General features: G+C 62.8%; 17 protein-coding genes. 15 read left to right on the plus strand and 2 right to left on the minus strand.

Annotated features, from left to right (window positions below):
* Positions 1-1,281 carry an O-acetylhomoserine aminocarboxypropyltransferase/cysteine synthase family protein gene (locus tag H7E91_RS01310; RefSeq protein WP_182353249.1) on the minus strand — a complete coding sequence of 427 codons (1,281 nt, stop codon included), beginning with the start codon at positions 1,279-1,281 and terminating at the stop codon, positions 1-3.
* Between the two features lie 470 nt (positions 1,282-1,751).
* On the opposite strand from H7E91_RS01310, the gene H7E91_RS12060 reads away from it, so the two are divergent.
* Positions 1,752-3,218, plus strand: a complete 1,467-nt coding sequence (locus H7E91_RS12060; protein ID WP_182353250.1) for an NlpC/P60 family protein — start codon at positions 1,752-1,754, stop codon at positions 3,216-3,218.
* A gap of 412 nt (positions 3,219-3,630) precedes the next feature.
* Here the strand turns inward: H7E91_RS12060 and H7E91_RS01320 are convergent, their stop codons facing one another.
* Positions 3,631-4,134 carry an inorganic diphosphatase gene (locus tag H7E91_RS01320; protein WP_277814754.1) on the minus strand — a complete coding sequence of 168 codons (504 nt, stop codon included), beginning with the start codon at positions 4,132-4,134 and terminating at the stop codon, positions 3,631-3,633.
* 64 nt (positions 4,135-4,198) lie between these two features.
* Between H7E91_RS01320 and dacB the strand changes: the two genes are divergently transcribed.
* The 14 genes from dacB (at position 4,199) to panD (ending at position 17,116) form a co-directional block, all read left to right on the plus strand.
* Entirely contained in the window at positions 4,199-5,569 is a 1,371-nt protein-coding gene (gene dacB, locus H7E91_RS01325; protein WP_182353251.1) for a D-alanyl-D-alanine carboxypeptidase/D-alanyl-D-alanine endopeptidase, read from the plus strand.
* The gene (locus tag H7E91_RS01330; RefSeq protein ID WP_182353252.1) at positions 5,559-6,494 is read left to right on the plus strand and encodes a zinc-dependent metalloprotease; all 936 of its coding nucleotides are present in this window, start codon (positions 5,559-5,561) and stop codon (positions 6,492-6,494) included. Before dacB ends, H7E91_RS01330 begins: the two co-directional genes overlap by 11 nt.
* Positions 6,470-7,477 (plus strand): tRNA lysidine(34) synthetase TilS, encoded by a 1,008-nt coding sequence (tilS, locus tag H7E91_RS12065; protein ID WP_182353253.1) that lies wholly within the window; start codon positions 6,470-6,472, stop codon positions 7,475-7,477. The genes H7E91_RS01330 and tilS overlap by 25 nt, the downstream gene beginning before the upstream one ends.
* A 35-nt stretch (positions 7,478-7,512) precedes the next feature.
* Complete coding sequence (gene hpt, locus H7E91_RS01340) at positions 7,513-8,067, plus strand: hypoxanthine phosphoribosyltransferase (RefSeq protein WP_182353254.1); 555 nt, start codon at positions 7,513-7,515, stop codon at positions 8,065-8,067.
* A complete protein-coding gene (ftsH, locus tag H7E91_RS01345; RefSeq protein ID WP_182353255.1) occupies positions 8,057-10,150 on the plus strand; it encodes an ATP-dependent zinc metalloprotease FtsH in 2,094 nt (697 codons plus the stop codon). Before hpt ends, ftsH begins: the two co-directional genes overlap by 11 nt.
* On the plus strand, positions 10,147-10,713 hold the full coding sequence (gene folE, locus H7E91_RS01350) for a GTP cyclohydrolase I FolE (protein WP_182353256.1): 567 nt from the start codon (positions 10,147-10,149) through the stop codon (positions 10,711-10,713). The genes ftsH and folE overlap by 4 nt, the downstream gene beginning before the upstream one ends.
* 4 nt (positions 10,714-10,717) lie before the next feature.
* Complete coding sequence (folP, locus tag H7E91_RS01355) at positions 10,718-11,488, plus strand: dihydropteroate synthase (RefSeq protein WP_182353257.1); 771 nt, start codon at positions 10,718-10,720, stop codon at positions 11,486-11,488.
* Entirely contained in the window at positions 11,481-12,335 is an 855-nt protein-coding gene (gene folK / locus H7E91_RS01360) for a 2-amino-4-hydroxy-6-hydroxymethyldihydropteridine diphosphokinase (RefSeq protein WP_182353258.1), read from the plus strand. Before folP ends, folK begins: the two co-directional genes overlap by 8 nt.
* Complete coding sequence (locus H7E91_RS01365; RefSeq protein WP_182353259.1) at positions 12,332-12,793, plus strand: DUF3180 family protein; 462 nt, start codon at positions 12,332-12,334, stop codon at positions 12,791-12,793. Before folK ends, H7E91_RS01365 begins: the two co-directional genes overlap by 4 nt.
* Positions 12,794-12,828: 35 nt before the next feature.
* Positions 12,829-13,320, plus strand: a complete 492-nt coding sequence (locus H7E91_RS01370; RefSeq protein WP_182353260.1) for a PH domain-containing protein — start codon at positions 12,829-12,831, stop codon at positions 13,318-13,320.
* Positions 13,317-14,873 carry a PH domain-containing protein gene (locus H7E91_RS01375; RefSeq protein WP_182353261.1) on the plus strand — a complete coding sequence of 519 codons (1,557 nt, stop codon included), beginning with the start codon at positions 13,317-13,319 and terminating at the stop codon, positions 14,871-14,873. The genes H7E91_RS01370 and H7E91_RS01375 overlap by 4 nt, the downstream gene beginning before the upstream one ends.
* On the plus strand, positions 14,870-15,727 hold the full coding sequence (locus tag H7E91_RS01380; protein WP_338401693.1) for a Rossmann-like and DUF2520 domain-containing protein: 858 nt from the start codon (positions 14,870-14,872) through the stop codon (positions 15,725-15,727). The genes H7E91_RS01375 and H7E91_RS01380 overlap by 4 nt, the downstream gene beginning before the upstream one ends.
* Before the next feature lie 122 nt (positions 15,728-15,849).
* The gene (gene panC, locus H7E91_RS01385) at positions 15,850-16,677 is read left to right on the plus strand and encodes a pantoate--beta-alanine ligase (RefSeq protein WP_338401694.1); all 828 of its coding nucleotides are present in this window, start codon (positions 15,850-15,852) and stop codon (positions 16,675-16,677) included.
* Complete coding sequence (panD, locus tag H7E91_RS01390) at positions 16,670-17,116, plus strand: aspartate 1-decarboxylase (RefSeq protein ID WP_206680316.1); 447 nt, start codon at positions 16,670-16,672, stop codon at positions 17,114-17,116. Before panC ends, panD begins: the two co-directional genes overlap by 8 nt.
* Positions 17,117-17,144 lie beyond the last annotated feature (28 nt).

Below are 17,144 nucleotides of genomic sequence, written 5' to 3' on the forward strand. Positions count from 1 at the left end.
TCAGAGCCTGTCGAAGGACTGCTCGAGGTCGGCGAGAATGTCGTCGATGTGCTCGAGCCCGACCGACAGACGGACGAGACCCGCGGGTGCCCCGGCTGCCTCCAGTTCGGCTTCTGTCAACTGCGAGTGCGTCGTTGACGCGGGGTGGATGACAAGCGAGCGCACGTCCCCAATGTTGGCGACGTTCGAATGAAGCGTCAGCCCATCGACGAACTTGATGCCAGCCTCTTTGCCACCCTTAAGGACGAAGGCGATGATCGAGCCGGCGCCCTTCGGAGTGTATTTCTGAGCTAGTTCGTAGTACGGGGAGGACGGCAGGGAGGCCCACGTCGTCGACTCGACCAGCTCATGTCTCTCGAGGAACTCCGCGACCGTCCGCGTGTTCTCCAGGTGCTTTTCCATGCGTAGCGAGAGGGTTTCGACACCGAGGCCAATGAGGAACGCGTTAAACGGTGAAATCGCCGGCCCCATGTCCCTGAGAAGGGTCGTGCGGATACGGGTGACGAACGCTCCGGCACCGAGGTCTGCCCATGTGATGCCGTGATACGACGCATCCGGCTCAGACATCGTCGGAAACTTGCCCGACGTCCAATCGAAGTCACCCTTTTCGATGACAATGCCCCCCATCGACGTGCCGTGCCCGCCGAGGAACTTCGTCGCCGAATGGATGACGATGTCGGCGCCGTGCTCGAAGGGGCGCGTGACGTACGGCGTGGCGATCGTGTTATCAACGACGAACGGGACACCCTCAGCGTGCGCCGCTTCCGCAATCGTCTCGAGGTCGAGCACTGATCCGCGAGGGTTCGGAATCGTCTCGCCAAAGAACAGCTTCGTCCGCTCGTTCGTGGCGGCACGCCACGATTCGGGGTCGCTTGGGTCCTCCACGTAAGTGACGTCGATCCCGTACCGAGTCAGCGTATGGGTGAGGAGGTTGAGTGTTCCGCCGTACAGCCATGGGCTTGCAACGACGTGATCGCCCGCCTGGGCGATGTTGAGTATCGTCAGCGTGGTTGCAGACTGGCCCGAGGCGAGAAGCAGGCCTGCTGCGCCGCCTTCGAGCGCAGCGAGACGATTCTCGATGGCGGCCTGGGTGGGGTTGGTGATTCGGGTGTAGATGTTGCCCGGCTCGGCCAGGGCGAACCGGCCCGCGGCCTGCGCAGCATCATCGAAGACAAACGCTGTCGACTGATAGATGGGGAGCGCACGCGCTCCGGTTTCGGTATCCGGGGTCTGCCCTGCGTGGATCTGCAGGGTCTCGAAGTTCCAGTTTTCTTGGGTCATGATCTCTCTCACTGCATAAGGGAGTGCCAAAGTTGTGTACCAACTCCAGCCTCACAGTTTGAATGGCTGGGGCCGATGCGGCGTGCATCGGTGCACGCCGGCTCGAAGCGGGGCGTGCGTTAGTTACACATTCGGAACATGCCATTGACCATAAACGGCTCGAGAATTTCCGGCAAAGCGATGCCCGGAATGTCTCAGTCCACGGACGAACGCTAATCTCAGGATGCCCGACGCGGGTGTGATCTTGCTCACGTCTCAAAAATATTACAGAGCCGCTAAATCCTGCAACACCCCTCTTTCCGCGGTTTCTTGCGGAATTCAGCCAGATGTTGCGCATGTGACAGATGGGAATGCTGTGCAAATTGAAAAAGATGTTTCTAAAAGGTCACAAATGTTATACCGTCGATATCGGAAAAGAATCTTTTGACGACGCAGTCAAGACGACACGCCGTCATGGCGAGGAGAGATACGTGGCCAAACATCGCAGGGGCGCCGCACGGGCTGCATTCGCCGCAGCTATCGCCGGAAGTATGGTTTTAGCTGGCACAGCCGTCCTCGCGGACGATGCTGAGGACAGCACTGTTCCGGCATCAAGCTACATGGAGATGTCGCTCGCCCAGCTTGAGGCCGAGCTCGCTGAGCTCTCCGCAGAGTCGACTGCGCTCGCGGATGCTGCAGCGCGGGCTGAAAGCGAACAGATCCTCGCCCAAGCTGAACTCGCGGAGTCCATCACCGACGCCATTGATAAGCAGGACGCCGCGAACGCTGCCCTCGCCGAAGTCGATGAAGCTCGCCGGGATCTCGGTAGTGTCGGCGCCGCGATGTATAGGGATGGTGCGCACGCGGTACCCTTCGGCAACTATCTCTCAGCCGACACACTCCAGGAAGCGAACGAGCGTCAGCTCGCCTATGACCGCGTTGGCCAGTCCGCAGGTAGCAAGCTGCAGGAGTTCGAGGCAAAACTCAATCTCGCAGAAGCAATGGAAGAGCAGGCCGCTACCGCCGCGGAAGCGCAGTCCGCCGCCGCTGCCGAGGTCGACAACACGGCTCGGGACGCCGAGCAGGCGGCCCGTGCTGCGGCCGAACAACTGGCCGAGGCGGAGAACCGTCGTGAGGCTGTCATCGTCGCCATTGCGGAACAAAAGGGCGTCGAAGCGGAAGAAGAGCGCGCACGCATCGCAGCGCTCGAGGATCAGCGCGTTGCCGAGGTTGAAGAGGCCCGACGCGTCATGCTCGAAGAGGCCCAGGCCCAGGCCGTGGCCCAGCAGGAAGCTGCCGCGATTCAGTCGTCGGCCAATCAGCAGTCCCGCCAGCCCCAGCCACCTGCTGCGCAGGCCCCGGCTCCAGCACCGGCACCTGCTCCGGCACCGGCACCCGCGCCGGCTCCAGCACCCGCTCCGGCTCCAGCACCCGCGCCAGCTCCGGCTCCCGCGCCAGCTCCGGCTCCCGCGCCAGCTCCGGCTCCGGCACCTGCTCCCGCACCTGCTCCCGCACCTGCTCCCGCACCTGCACCAGCACCCGCGCCAGCTCCGGCCCCCGCTCCAGCTCCGGCCCCTGCGCCGAAGCCGACGCCACCTCCTGCTCCGAAACCGGTGACGAACGTCCGCAATTCAATCGTTGCGTACGCGAGGCAGTTCGTCGGCGCCCCTTACGTGTGGGGAGGCACGACGCCAGCCGGTTGGGACTGCATCGGATTCGCGCATTTCGTCTTCGGTCATCACGGGATCACGGTGGCTCGGTCCTCTTACGGTGCGCAGTTCAATGGCACGCAGGTTCCCGCGTCCCAGGCTCGTCCCGGCGACCTCATGTGGTGGCCCGGCCATGTCGGTATCTACACCGGGAACGGCTCCCACATCGCAGCCTGGAACCCCTCGATGGGCACTCAGGAGCGCGCGGTCTGGGGTAGCCCGATGTATCGCAACGTCGTCGGCGACTGATCGCTGGGCGTGACAGGAGGCTGGCCGGTTGAGCTGTCCCCTCCGCTTGTCTTAGGCGCTTGCTCGGCCGGGTGTGACGTGTGGGTGGTCGACTACCGACACCGACTTGGCCGTCATCATCGACGATCAGCCGGTCGGACGTTCGTCACGAAAATGACCGGGAAGGGGCGAGGCCGGGCGTCGAATGGCCTTTACGTCAAAAGGTCCACGAGGGGAACTTTGAATGACGTCACTTTGACGGGGTAGCGGTTCTCCCGCAGATCTCTGGCAAGCTGCTCATCTTCTCGGTGACATCGGCGGCACCGATTGCGTTGCAAGTGACTTCCTGCGCTGAACCACCAGCCGACCATCGTTCGTGGCTGGGGTGTCAGCTTGCCAGCATGGAAGGGGACCTGACCGGCCCCCTCACGTGTCAGTGTTCGGAGTAGTAACCCTGATCGATCGCGCGCTGATACGAGGCTTTAATCTCTGCCTCAGCGGCTGCGCGATCCACCCAATGGGCACCTTCAACGGACTTGCCCGGCTCGAGATCCTTGTAGACCTCGAAGAAGTGCTGAATCTCCAAGCGATGGAATTCGGAGACATCGTCGATGTCGACGCGCCAGGAGGCGCGCTGGTCACCAGAGGGCACACACAGCACCTTGTCGTCACCGCCCGCTTCATCCTTCATGCGGAACATGCCGAGCGCGCGGCAACGGATGACGCAACCTGGGAATGTCGGTTCTTCGAGAAGGACCAGCGCATCAAGCGGGTCGCCATCCTCCCCGAGGGTGTCATCGATGAAGCCGTAGTCATCCGGATAACGGGTGGCGGTGAACAGCATGCGGTCGAGCCGGATGCGTCCAGACTTATGATCAACCTCGTACTTATTCCGGTTGCCCTTGGGGATCTCGATGGTGACATCGAATTCCAACATGACGCCTCCTTTGGCTCCAGGTTCCTTTGTGGTGAACGATGAACGATCGTGACACACTGACAAGGTGAAGGCACGATCGCAGGCGGTTATTGTTGCTGTCTTGATTCTACTCGGAGGTTACGTCATTGCGGATGCGGTTGACGTAGCACCGGGTTTCCTCACGGCAGCTGATGTGCCGTCAGAGCCACGAGCCTACCCTGAAGTGGCCGATTTTGAGGTGTTTGACGCACACGTTCCCCCATTTGGCAATGCTGCGGATCTTTCACCGGAGGCCATCGCTACGGCCGCGGAGCAACTGGCCGCCGATCCTCGCAATACGGGAAGCACAGCCTTTGCCGTCCGTGACCTCGAAGGGAACCTGCTGTATGAGATGGCGGGAAATGACGGAAAGGTGCCAGCCTCCAACATGAAGGTCCTGACCGCGGCAGCGGCGCTAGCCGAACTGGGACCAAACACGACTCTTCCAACATCGGCGATGCTCGCGGGTGACACCCTCTACCTCGTGGGTGGCGGGGATATTTACCTCGCCCTGGACCAGGGCGACCCGGGCGCACGGATCGGCCGTGCCGGACTCGGGGATCTCGCCGACCAGGTGACCGAGATGTTGACCGACCGCGGAGTCACCTCCATCCTTCTCAACGTGGACTCGAGCTTATTTTCTGGCGCGAACTACAACGACATGGTCCAGGGAATCGACCGGTCCTACATCATGCCAATGAGGCCGCTCGCTATCGATAGGGGCCGGCTCGACGGCTTCTATTCGGCGACTCCCGACATTGATGCGGGCAATGTCTTCGCCGAGCGTCTTCGGGAACGCGGCATCGAAGTCCAGGCAATCGGCACCGCTGTGGCGCCCAGTTCCGCCCAACAGGTAGGCGTCGTCCACTCCGCCCCGATCCGTGACCTCGTCGACCACTGCCTCACGGTGTCGGATAACTCGATGGCAGAAGTGCTCGGCCACCTCGTCGCGATCGAGCGCGGCTTGTCAGCCGACTTTGGCGGAGCCGCGAAGGGTGTGCGCGACTCGATCACCGAGCAGGGCTTCGCGACAACCGGACTCATTGTCTCGGACACGGCCGGTCTATCAACTGACAACAGGGTAAGCGCGAGTCTGCTGACTGAGATTCTCGTTGAAGCCGCCGTCTGCACTGAGTGCCCGCTCTCGAGCCTGCCGCACGGTATGCCGGTGGCGGGCCTGAGCGGCACGCTCACGGAACGGTTCTGGGAGCTGGAGTCGAGCGGTCTTGTTCGGGCGAAAACAGGGACTCTCGTCGAGGCGAACTCGCTCTCCGGCTATGTCACGACAAGCGGTGGCCACGTCCTCACCTTCTCAATCCTCATTGATGGTCTAGAACTGGGGACGACGGCGATCGTGCGTCCCGCCATCGATGAGGCGCTTAATGCACTTGCTATGGGAGAACAAGATGCCGGTTGATCCGACTATCGCATACCGCCGGGTGCGGCAGCTCTCCGGCTCAGGTCCGGATATCACGCCTGCAAAAGCTCGCGCTGTCGCAACCGGGCTTCGCAGAGCTGCCGCGGCAGCCCCCGAGGTTGTTGCGCAGGTGACCCACATGCACGACCTGACAGACATGGTCGCCGACACCCCAGTGTCTGTGCTTGCGCGGCCCGGATGGGCACAAGCGGCCGCTGTCTCCGTCGCACCGCTTCTCGATGATGTTCTCGATGGTGGACGGTTCACAAACAGACTGGCATCTGAAGAGCTCGCGGGTGCGCTCGCGTTCCTCGCGCCCCGAATCCTCGGCCAATACGATCCTTTCGCGTTGACAGCGCTCCCTGGAAGGGGGTTGCCGATCTCCGGCAGGCTCCTTCTCGTCGCACCGAACATCTCGCAGTTCGCAACTGATTGGAACCTGGACATCATGGATGTTCAGCTGTTCGTCAGCGTGCACGAGTTCGCCCACGCATTTCAGTTCACCGCCGCAACCTGGCTCAAGGACGTCATCATCGCCAAGGTTCACATGGCGGTGGAGTCTCTGGATGAGGGCCTGAGCGGGGACGCGTTCGATGAGCTTCTCGCGACGATGGCCGTTCTTGAGGGGCACGCGGAGCACGTGATGAACGCGGTGCCAATCGCCAGGATTCCATCCCGCAGGCGGATTACAGCCGCAATCGCTGCTCGGCGGGCTAACGCGACGGGCACCATGAAGCACGTCAACAAGTTGCTTGGGATTGACCTGAAGCTCGAGCAGTATCGGGCGGGAGAACGGTTCGTGTCGTCGATTATCGCCGCACAGGGGCATGAGGGCTTCAACCAGATCTGGGAGAATCCCCTCCACCTACCGAGTGCGGCTGAGCTGAAGGATCCACAGTCGTGGGCTACGCGCGTGCTGTCTTAGCCGCGCGCCAGGCGGTCCGCTCCGTCTTTGCAGACCTCGACCCCGGCACCCCGATCCTCGTTGCGTGTTCGGGCGGATCAGATTCCCTAGCGCTCGCACTCGCGGTATCCGCCGAAGCTCGTACCGCCGCCGTTATCCCCTATGCGCTCACCGTCGATCACGGAATCCTGCCCGGATCCGACGAGCGGGCCGCGAACCTTGTCAACATGCTCGCGGAGCACATGCCGGCTCGATCGATCCGAATCGACCCCTCTGGCACCGAGGGTCCCGAAGGTAGCGCCCGCACAGGACGATATCGCGTGATCGCGGACGAGGCACGAGCCATCGGCGGTCCAGCTCTCGTCCTTCTCGGACACACGATGGACGACCAAGCTGAGACGGTCCTCATGGGGCTCGGCCGAGGAAGCGGGCCGCGTTCGATTGCGGGGATGACACCCCGAGGGTCCGTTCCCGGCGCTCCTGATGTTCCCGTCGCACGACCTTTCCTCAGGCTCACCCGAACCGCTCTGCAGGACGCTTTGAGAGGATGGGAGACACCCTGGTGGGACGATCCATCGAATCGAGTAGATGGGCCGTGGCGCACCGCCGATGGTCAGCCGTTGCGCCGCGTTGCAGTTCGGGAGCGGGCGCTCCCTGCCCTGTCCGAAGCGCTAGGCATCGACGTGCGTGAGCCGCTCGCACGGACCGCGTCACTCATCCAGGACGATCTCGATTACCTCGACGGCGTAGCAGGTGCGGCTCTTGCCGACGCCCGCGGCGAGAATGGGCTTCGGCTCGATGCGTTACGCCCCCTTCACCGTGCGATCCGTACTCGGGTGCTCCGGGCATGGCTACTCGAGGAGGGGGCACGGCCCGGCGAGCTCAGTGGCTGGCACCTGGCAGCGGTGGACCGGCTCATCGACGGTGAGACGGGTAGAGGAGTCGACATCCCGGGACTGCGCGCTACGAGAACACGGGACTGCCTCGTGCGGGTCGTGGAGTAGCATAAACCCAAGCAGTGACTGATGAAGGGATATTCGTGGATTCGACGGATATGGGCGAGGACCTCAAGGAGATCCTCATCACCGAAGAGCAGATTTCGAGCCGGCTGGATGAACTCGCCGCCGAGATCGACCGGGACTACGAGGGCCGCGAGATCCTCACTGTCGGCGTGCTCAAGGGCGCGGCCATGGTTGTGCCTGACCTGACAAGGAAGCTGCATACACCGCTCATGATGGACTGGATGGCGGTTTCCTCCTACGGGTCCGGCACGAAGTCCTCGGGCGTTGTCCGCATCCTCAAGGACCTCGAGACCGACCTTGAGGGCAGACATGTCGTCATCGTCGAAGACATCGTCGACTCCGGGCTCACCCTGTCATGGCTCAAAGCGAACCTCGAGTCACGCGGCCCTGCAACGGTGGAGATCATGACGTTGTTGCGTAAACCGGAGGCGGCGACAGTCGACATCGACGTCAAATACGTCGGCTTCGACATTCCCAACGAGTTTGTTGTGGGCTACGGCCTGGACTACGACCAGAAATACCGCAATCTGCCCTTTATCGGCACTCTGGCGCCGCACGTCTATGGCGGATGATAAGCGGCAGCGCCGCACACAGCTGAAACCCTGGCAGGGAGCCGATCAGGGTGAAAAGCCGAGCTCCCCCGAGAAGGGCGGCGAACACAACGAGGACGCTGGTCCGAAGGGCAGTGGCAAAGACGCTGGGAAAAAGTCGAAGAAGACCCAGCCGGAGAGGCGCTCCTGGTTCCCGTGGTTACTGACCCCACTGTTCATTCTCGCCTTCTATTATCTGTTTTTTGGCGGCAGTGAGTACACGCCGATCTCGACCTCGGAGGGGATCGCGATCCTCAAGGAGGCGGAGCCGGGCGACGTTGAGCGTGCCGTTATTACGCAGGGCGCCCAGACCGTCCGCCTCGATCTCGTGGAGGAGGTGACCGTCACTGACGCTGGCGGGGAGGAGCAGGAGGCGGGCGACCGCGTGTCGTTCCAATACGTCACAGCCCAGGACGAGCAGGTGGCTGAACTCGTCGCGGCCGCGGAGCCGACCAACGGCTATAACTCCGTCGTTCCTCAGGATTCGATCTGGGCATCGCTTCTCATCATGGCGGTCCCGCTTCTCATCATTCTCGGTTTCTTCATCTTCCTCCTACCGAAGCTCCAGCAGGGTGGTATGGGCGGCTTCGGCAAGATTCGGAGCAAAGGCGCGGGACCGGACAAGGAGATGCCGGACGTGACTTTCGACGCCGTCGCAGGCGTCGACGAGGCCGTGGAGGAGCTCGGTGAGATCAAGGAGTTCCTCGAGAACCCCGATAAGTTCCGCAACATGGGTGCGAAGATCCCGAAGGGCGTCCTCCTCTACGGTCCGCCAGGTACGGGCAAGACCCTGCTCGCGAAAGCGGTCGCCGGTGAAGCCCAGGTCCCTTTCTTCTCCATCTCCGGCTCCGAGTTCGTCGAGATGTTTGTCGGAGTCGGCGCTTCCCGGGTGCGTGACCTCTTCACGAAAGCGAAGCAGTCAGCCCCCGCCATCATTTTCGTTGACGAAATTGACGCAGTCGGCCGCTCCCGCGGCATCGGCATCGGTGGCGGCAACGATGAGCGCGAACAGACGCTCAACCAGCTGTTGGTTGAAATGGACGGCTTCGACGCGACAACAAACGTCATCCTCATCGCCGCGACGAACCGTCCCGACGTTCTCGATCAGGCTCTGTTGCGGCCCGGCCGCTTCGACCGGCAGATCGCGGTCGACGCCCCAGACCTGCCCGGGCGTACGAAAATCCTCCAAGTCCATGCGGAGGGCAAGCCCCTCGCGGAGGGGGTTGAGCTGTCGGCGGTCGCCCGCCGCACGCCAGGATTCACCGGCGCGGATCTTGCCAACCTCATGAACGAGGCTGCACTGCTCGCCGCCAGGGCCGGGCAGAAGGTTGTGACGATCAGCGACCTTGACGAGGCGATCGACCGGGTTATCGCCGGCCCGCAACGTCGCACCCGCGTTATGAACCCCAACGAAAAGCGGATGACCGCGTACCACGAAGGCGGGCATGCGCTTGCCGCCGCCGCGCTCAACCACACGGACCCCGTAACGAAGGTGACGATCCTGCCGCGCGGTCGAGCTCTCGGCTACACCATGGTCATGCCAACCGAGGATCGCTACTCAACCTCTCGCAATGAGCTTCTTGATCAGCTCGTGTACGCACTCGGCGGGAGAGTCGCCGAAGAGCTAGTTTTCCACGACCCGACAACGGGAGCATCCAACGATATTCAGAAAGCGACGAGCATCGCCCGGAAGATGGTGACGGAGTACGGGATGTCGGCACGCGTAGGCGCCGTTCGGCTTGTTGCCGATGATTCCGATCCGATGACGCGGGCCGCAGGTGGCGGCCCTGCGGAGTACTCGGATCGGATGGCCCATATCATCGATCAAGAGGTTCGCCACCTTATCGACGTCGCGCACGATGAGTGCTGGCAGATCATGACGACGAACCGCCACATTCTCGACGAGCTCGCTGGGCGGCTCCTCGAGAAGGAGACGTTGCTCGAGAAGGAGCTTGCTGAGCTCTTTGAGTCCGTCATCAAGTCACCCGAGCGTCCGCTCTGGCTGAGTTCGGATGAGAGACCGGTCTCCGATATCCCGCCCATCGACTATACGGAGGATTCGTGACATTCGATTTCAAGGGTGTTGAGACCGCGATTCGCGACCTCCTCGTCGCGATTGGTGAAGATCCCGACCGCGACGGACTGAAAGACACTCCGGCGCGCATGGCGCGTGCCTATCGGGAGATATTCTCGGGCCTGCACGAGGACCCCCGAGATGTTCTCTCCGCCTCGTTCGAGGTCGGCCACCAGGAGATGATCCTCGTCCGTGACATCGCCGTCTACTCGATGTGCGAACACCACCTCTTGCCCTTCTACGGGGTCGCTCATGTGGGATACATCCCGAGCGAGGACGGCACCGTCACCGGGTTGTCGAAGCTTGCTCGGCTTGTTGACGGGTACGCCCGCAGGCCGCAGATCCAAGAACGTCTGACATCGAGCATCGCGGACGCTCTCATGGACCCACTGGGAGCAAGGGGCGCGATCGTCGTCGTTGAAGCCGAACACATGTGTATGTCGCTACGGGGGGCACGTAAACCGGGGGCGCGCACTGTGACGTCCGCGGTGCGCGGTGTTATGAGGAGCGCGGCGACACGCGCGGAGGCGATGAGCCTCATCATGAGTAGGTAGAACCGTGGACATACTCGGCATCCTCAACGTCACCCCCGACTCCTTCTCGGATGGCGGCAATTGGGACTCTGCGGAACGGGCGCTTGCCCGCGGCCGCCAGCTCATTGCAGACGGAGCGACGATCGTCGACGTGGGAGGGGAGTCGACCCGCCCGGGTGCGTCCTCGATCGGTGCTTATGAGGAATGGTCTCGGATTCAGCCCGTCGTCGAGGGCCTCGTCTCTGATGACATCACTGTCTCAGTCGACACGTATCACGCGGCGACGGCCGAGCGCGCCATCGCCGCCGGCGCAGCGATCATCAACGACGTGACAGGCGGGAGAATCGAGCCCGACATTCACCATGTTGTCGCGGGTTCTGACGCCCACTACGTGCTACAGCATTCCCGTGGTGGACCAGCGACGACGGTTGAAACCGCGGTCTATCATGACATCATCGCCGACATCGCAGACGAGATGACGGCAATGATCGACGTGGCAACAGCCGCCGGCATCGACCCCGCCCGCCTCATTCTTGACCCCGGCCTCGGCTTTTCGAAGGTGGGAAATCAGGATTGGGACGTGCTCAAGAGATTTGATGAGCTCACGGACCGGCTACCGGGCCGGTGGCTCATTGGGCATTCCCGTAAACGCTTCCTCGCCACGGCAGGACTCGATCGGGACCACTCGACCGCCATCGTCAGCGCGCTCCTCTACGGCAGGGCGTGGGGCGTGCGGGTTCACGAGCCGGCCATGACCGCCGCGGCCCTCGACATAGCTGGGAGGATCCATGACTGACCTTTATCTCCCCACAGGAGCTCTCGCCGACCGAATCGAGCTCACGGGGCTTACTGCCCGCGGTTACCACGGCGTCCACGATTTCGAGAAAGCTGAAGGCCAGGACTTTATCGTCGATATCGTCCTCCACACGACCGTCTCCAGAGCTGCGGCGAGCGATAACCTCGCGCACACGATCAGTTATTCCGACGTTGCTGGCGACGCGATGACCCTCATCACCGGCGAGCCGTTCGACCTCATCGAGACTCTCGCCGAACGCATCGCTGAATCCGCCCTCGCGACAGGTGCACTCGCTGTCGACGTCACCGTGCACAAGCCGTCCGCTCCAATCACGCACACATTCAGCGACGTGTCTGTGTCGGTGCGGCGACTTGGCGTCCTGCTCGCCACCCCGAAGCCAGCCGCAGATGTTGTTGTCGGCATCGGCTCGAACCTCGATAACCCGGTCACGCAGGTCGACATCGGCGCAGGCAAGCTTGCGCGGATCCTCGAATACGAGCAGATGTCGCGCACCCGGGTCACAGCCGCAGATGTTGCGCCCGGCCAACCGACGCAACCGAATTACGTCAATGCGGTCATGATCGGCAAGACTCGGCTGTCCCCGCTCGGGCTACTCGCCGAGTTACAGAGGATTGAGGATGAGCAAGGCCGGACGCGGGAGGACCACTGGGGGCCCCGGACGCTTGACCTCGACCTCATCTCCTACAAGATTGCCGGGCACGAGATCACGTCCGACAATCCTGATTTGACCCTGCCCCACCCGCGGGCACACATGAGGACTTTCGTCATGGAGCCGTGGGCGGAGGTCGATCCCTGGGGTCACCTTCGGGGGAAGCCCATCAGATGACGTCCCCGCTCCAAATGGCGTCCTGGTTCTTTCTCGGCCTTCTGACGGCGCTACTTGGCGTGTCCGTCTGGCTCGACTCCGCGATGCCGCTTGTCTCGATACCGCAACTTGCGTGGACCATTCCCCTCATCCTTGCCATTACCGTGCTCTCCGCCGCATGGCAGGTTCGCGGCATGGCGAAGGGCGGGGCGGCCCGCGTCAACCCACTGACCGCAGCGCGGATTGCGATCTTCAGCCAGGCCTGCAGCCGGGGAGGAATGCTTCTCGGCGGCATTGGCATCGGCATGTGGCTGGCGGTCGATGCGGGCCAGGCCACCTACCTCGACGAACAGGCATCGCACGCGCTGTGGACCGGGGTCGCCTCTGTACTCCTCGGCGGCGCTGGTCTGCTCGGGGAGTGGTGGTGTTCGATCGACGAAGACGAAGACGAGCCGCCAGCCGCGGCTGCGGGTGCCTGATCGCGCGGGCGTGGACGCTCCGATAACCTAACTGCATGACAGTCACGACTGCGCTCGCACCGGGCGTGAACTTCATGAGGATCTCCACCGACCACGCGAAGGTCCGGGCGATCCTCGGGCTCGTGTGGATCGTACCCAGCGCCGCACTTCTCATCGGGTCCCTCATCCTGTGGCGCGATCTCATCTGGCTCCCGATCGCCCTCGCCGCCCTCCTCGCTTTCATCATCAGCATGACGGCGATCAAGGTCCGGGCCGTCTACTACACGGGCTACCACGAGACCGACGAGGAGCTTCTCGTGTGCCGCGGAATCATGTTCCGCCAGCTCGATGTCGTCCCCTACGGCCGCATGCAGGAGGTCAAAGTCGAAGACGGTCCGCTCCAGCGCCGGTACGGGTTGGCGACGATCACCATGGAGACGGCCTCGACAACCGCTGATGCGGAGATTCCAGGCGTGCCGCGGGAAGAGGCCGACAGACTACGCAGGCGGCTCACTGAGCTCGGCACAACGTTAATGGAGGGACTGTGAAGGACCCGGCTGACCTCCCCTTCGACGCCGATTCGGTCGCCCTCGGGGCACGCGATGAGGTCCCGGAGGCCGTGGCACAGGCGATTCCCGACGAGGACTGGTCGCGCTTTCATTGGGCGACTCCGCTGCTGAGCTTGTGGAAGCTGTGGGCCGCGCTCGTGGCGGGCACCTTTTCGATCCTCCTCCAGATCCTCGAGGAGGGCATGGGCGAGGTGTGGGAGGCGATCACGGGCATTACATCCACCGTCCTCCTCCTCGCCGCCGGAGCGCTCCTCGCACTCTCGATACTTGTCATCCTCATCTCCTGGCTCACATGGCGACGACAGTCCTATGTTCTTGCGCCCTCCGGAGTGCACTACAGGGCTGGCATCTTCTCCGTCACCCACCGGCACGTGCGGTGGGACAGGATCCAGTCGGTCGAAATCAAGCAGGGGATCATCCCCCGCATTCTCGGCCTCGGGGCGATCATGATCGACTCCGCAGCCAGTGGTGGGAACGTGTCGCTCGGCCTGCTCAAGATGAACGAAATCCACGCCCTTCGGAGCCAAATCCTCCACATCGCCGCCTCTGCTCGAACTGGCGCCCAGTTCGAGGTCGAGCGGGACACGGCGGAAGAGAATCTGTACGACCCGGACGATGCGTACATGTACGAGAAGCCGTTCTATCGGCTCCCGACCGGCAGGCTTGTCGGGTCGATGCTTCTCTCGGGGACGCTCCTCGCGACCTTCGGCGCCGTGCTTGTCGTCTTCGTGCCCCTGATCTTCTTCGCCGAAGGCTTCTCCATCGGCCTCATTGTCGCCCTGTTCGGCTCGCTCGCGGCACTGTGGGGCCAGTTCAACCTCAACCATGGCCTCAAGCTGTTCCTCACGAAGGACGGTATTCGCGTGCGCCGGGGCCTGACAACAACGACGACCCAGACGATCCCGCCACGACGGATCCATGCCGTCACGCTCATTCAGCCGCTACTCTGGCGCGGAAAGGACTGGTGGAAGGTCAAGATCCTCATCGCTGGGTCGATCGGCGCTGATGCGGAGTCAATGAGCGCAGCGACCGTCAAAAGTATCATCATGCCCGTGGGGAAGAGGGCGGATGCTCTCGACCTCATGTGGACGATCATTCCGTCGCTCGGAATCGACGATCTCACCGGCTTCTTCGGTGATGCTCTCTCCGGTTCAGGGTCCTCCCGCTTCTTCGTACCCCCTCCCCGCTCAGCTACGTGGCTGGATCCGCTTCGGATCAAGCGCAACGGTATCGCCCTCACCCCGACAGTGGCGATCCACCGGGACGGATGGCTGGCCCGCAGATTGACGGTGGCGCTACACGGGCACTGGCAGGGCCTGAAAGCCACGCAGGGCCCCATTCAGTCGCGTCTTGGGCTTGCTACATTCCAGCTATCTCTCGTCGCTGGCGACACCCTCTGGCACGGCTCGAACTTCGGCGCCGACCAAGTCCACGATTTTATGATGCGGGAACGACAGATCGGGCTCGACGCCCGTGCCATCGATGATCGGGAGTCCATTGAGGAATGGGCTGCACGAGTGGGGGTCGCATGAAGCTCGGAGTTGGGATTATCTCTGCCGGGAAGGTTGGCGCCGTCCTCGGTGCGGCGCTCGGCCGCGCTGGCCACACGGTTGTCGCCGCTCACGCACGATCGGAGGAATCCATCGAACGCGCCGAGGTGCTTCTTCCTGACGTTCCCTTGCAGGATGTTGAAGAGATCGTCCGCACGTGCGAACTCGTCCTCCTCGCTGTTCCCGACCGGGAGCTACCTGGCCTCGTGGACGGGCTCGCGAAGGCGGGTGCCTGGCAGCCCGGCCATCTTGTCGTTCACACCGCCGGAAGCATGGGAGTCGAGGTGCTCGCCCCAGCGGCAGCGATGGGGGCACTGGGTTTGGCCATCCATCCCGCCATGACATTCACAGGTACCTCCCTCGACCTGGCGCGTCTCCTCGACTGTCCGTTCGCTGTCTCCGGGCCAGCGACGATCCTGCCGGTTGCCCAAGCGCTCGTCACCGAAATCGGGGGCGTCCCCTTTGAGCTACCATCTGCCAGCCGCCCCCTTTATCATGCGGCCCTCGCCCACGGCGGCAATCACGTCGTCACCGTCGTCACCCAGGCAATGAGAATGCTTGACGAGGCCGGCATCGATGATCCGGGTGCCTTCCTCGGGCCGCTCGTCAGGGCGAGCCTCGACGGTGCCCTCCGCTCTCGAGAGGTGCTTCTCACAGGCCCGGTTGTCAGAGGCGACGTGCCGACGATCCGGACGCACGTCGACGCCCTGATCGATCATCCGGACGTGCTCTCCACCTACCGCGCCATCGCCTCAGCCACGGCCGACCGTGCCGTTATCCGTCGCACGATCACTCAGACCACTGCAGAGGAGATCAAACGCGCCCTCGGCGACTGACTGCTCGCGGGCACTGCGACTGTCATGCTGTGCGGTACAGCCGCACATTGTGGCCAGCTCCACGCGGCCACCGGGACCGGTAGCCGGGTGACGTTCTGACGTTGGTGAGTAAACTCGGACACGTGCAACAAGTGGTGACAGCTAAGCAGGAACTTGTCGAAAAGCTCCGAGGAGTCCGCGGGAGCGTCGGCTTAGTCATGACGATGGGGGCTCTCCACGAGGGGCACCGGCGCCTCGTCGACGCGGCCCGAGCCGAATGCGACACGGTCGTTGTCTCCATCTATGTCAATCCACTCCAGTTCGCGCCCGGTGAGGATTTCGACGCCTATCCACGAAGTCTCAAGAAGGACCTTGAAATGCTGCGTGATGTCGACATCGTCTTCGCACCGAGCGACGAGGACATGTACGAGCGCAGCCCGCTTATCACCGTCAACCCGGGCGATGTGGCGACGAGGTACGAGGGACGGACCCGCCCCACCCATTTCGCGGGCGTCCTTCAAGTCGTCGCGAAGGTGCTCAACCTTGTCCGGCCGGACAAGGCCTACTTCGGTAGGAAGGATGCTCAGCAGCTCGCCCTTGTGAAGACGATGGTGGCTGATCTCGACATGGGAGTCGACATTGTTGGCGTCCCGATCGTTCGCGATGTTGATGGACTGGCGCTCTCCTCCCGCAATGCCTATCTCAGCTCCGAGGAGCGGTCGGCCGCGCTTGCGATCGTCCGAGCGCTCGAGACTGCCCGCGCCATGGGATCGGCAGGTCCCGAAGCCGCGGAGAAAGCCCTCACGGAGTGCCTCTCGCAGGCAGACGGAGTGGACGTTGATTATGCCACGATCGTCGACGCGGACACCTTCCTCGGAGTATCGTCAGACGCGCGGTACGGACTTGCAATTGTCGCCGCGCGGGTGGGGTCAACCCGCCTCATTGACAACATGGAGGTGTCTTTTGGCTGAGCGTTTGCGCACGATGATGACAGGCAAGATTCATCGCGCCACCGTCACTGGAGCCGACCTGCATTACGTCGGCTCGGTCAGCGTTGACGCTGACCTCCTCGACGCCGCAGATATCCTGCCCGGCGAGGCAGTCGACATCGTCGACGTCACCAACGGTGCCCGCCTCACGACGTATACAATCCCTGCGGAGCGGGGTAGCGGCCAGCTTCAAATCAACGGGGCAGCCGCCCACCTCATCAACACCGGCGATATCGTCATCCTCATTGCATACAGCAGTCTGGACGATGTGACGGCACGGACGTACAACCCGCACGTTGTCTTCGTCGACGAGAACAACGCGATCATCGAACGCGGTGACGAGCCCGGTCAGGTCCCAGCCAACGTGCGAGGACTACGCTCGACCGGCATTGCCTTCGAGGAGTACCGCGAACTCGCGTGAGAATGTTGCTCACGTCCGGATCTCTGGG

Source organism: Flaviflexus huanghaiensis, from assembly GCF_014118685.1.
Lineage (GTDB): Bacteria > Actinomycetota > Actinomycetes > Actinomycetales > Actinomycetaceae > Flaviflexus > Flaviflexus huanghaiensis.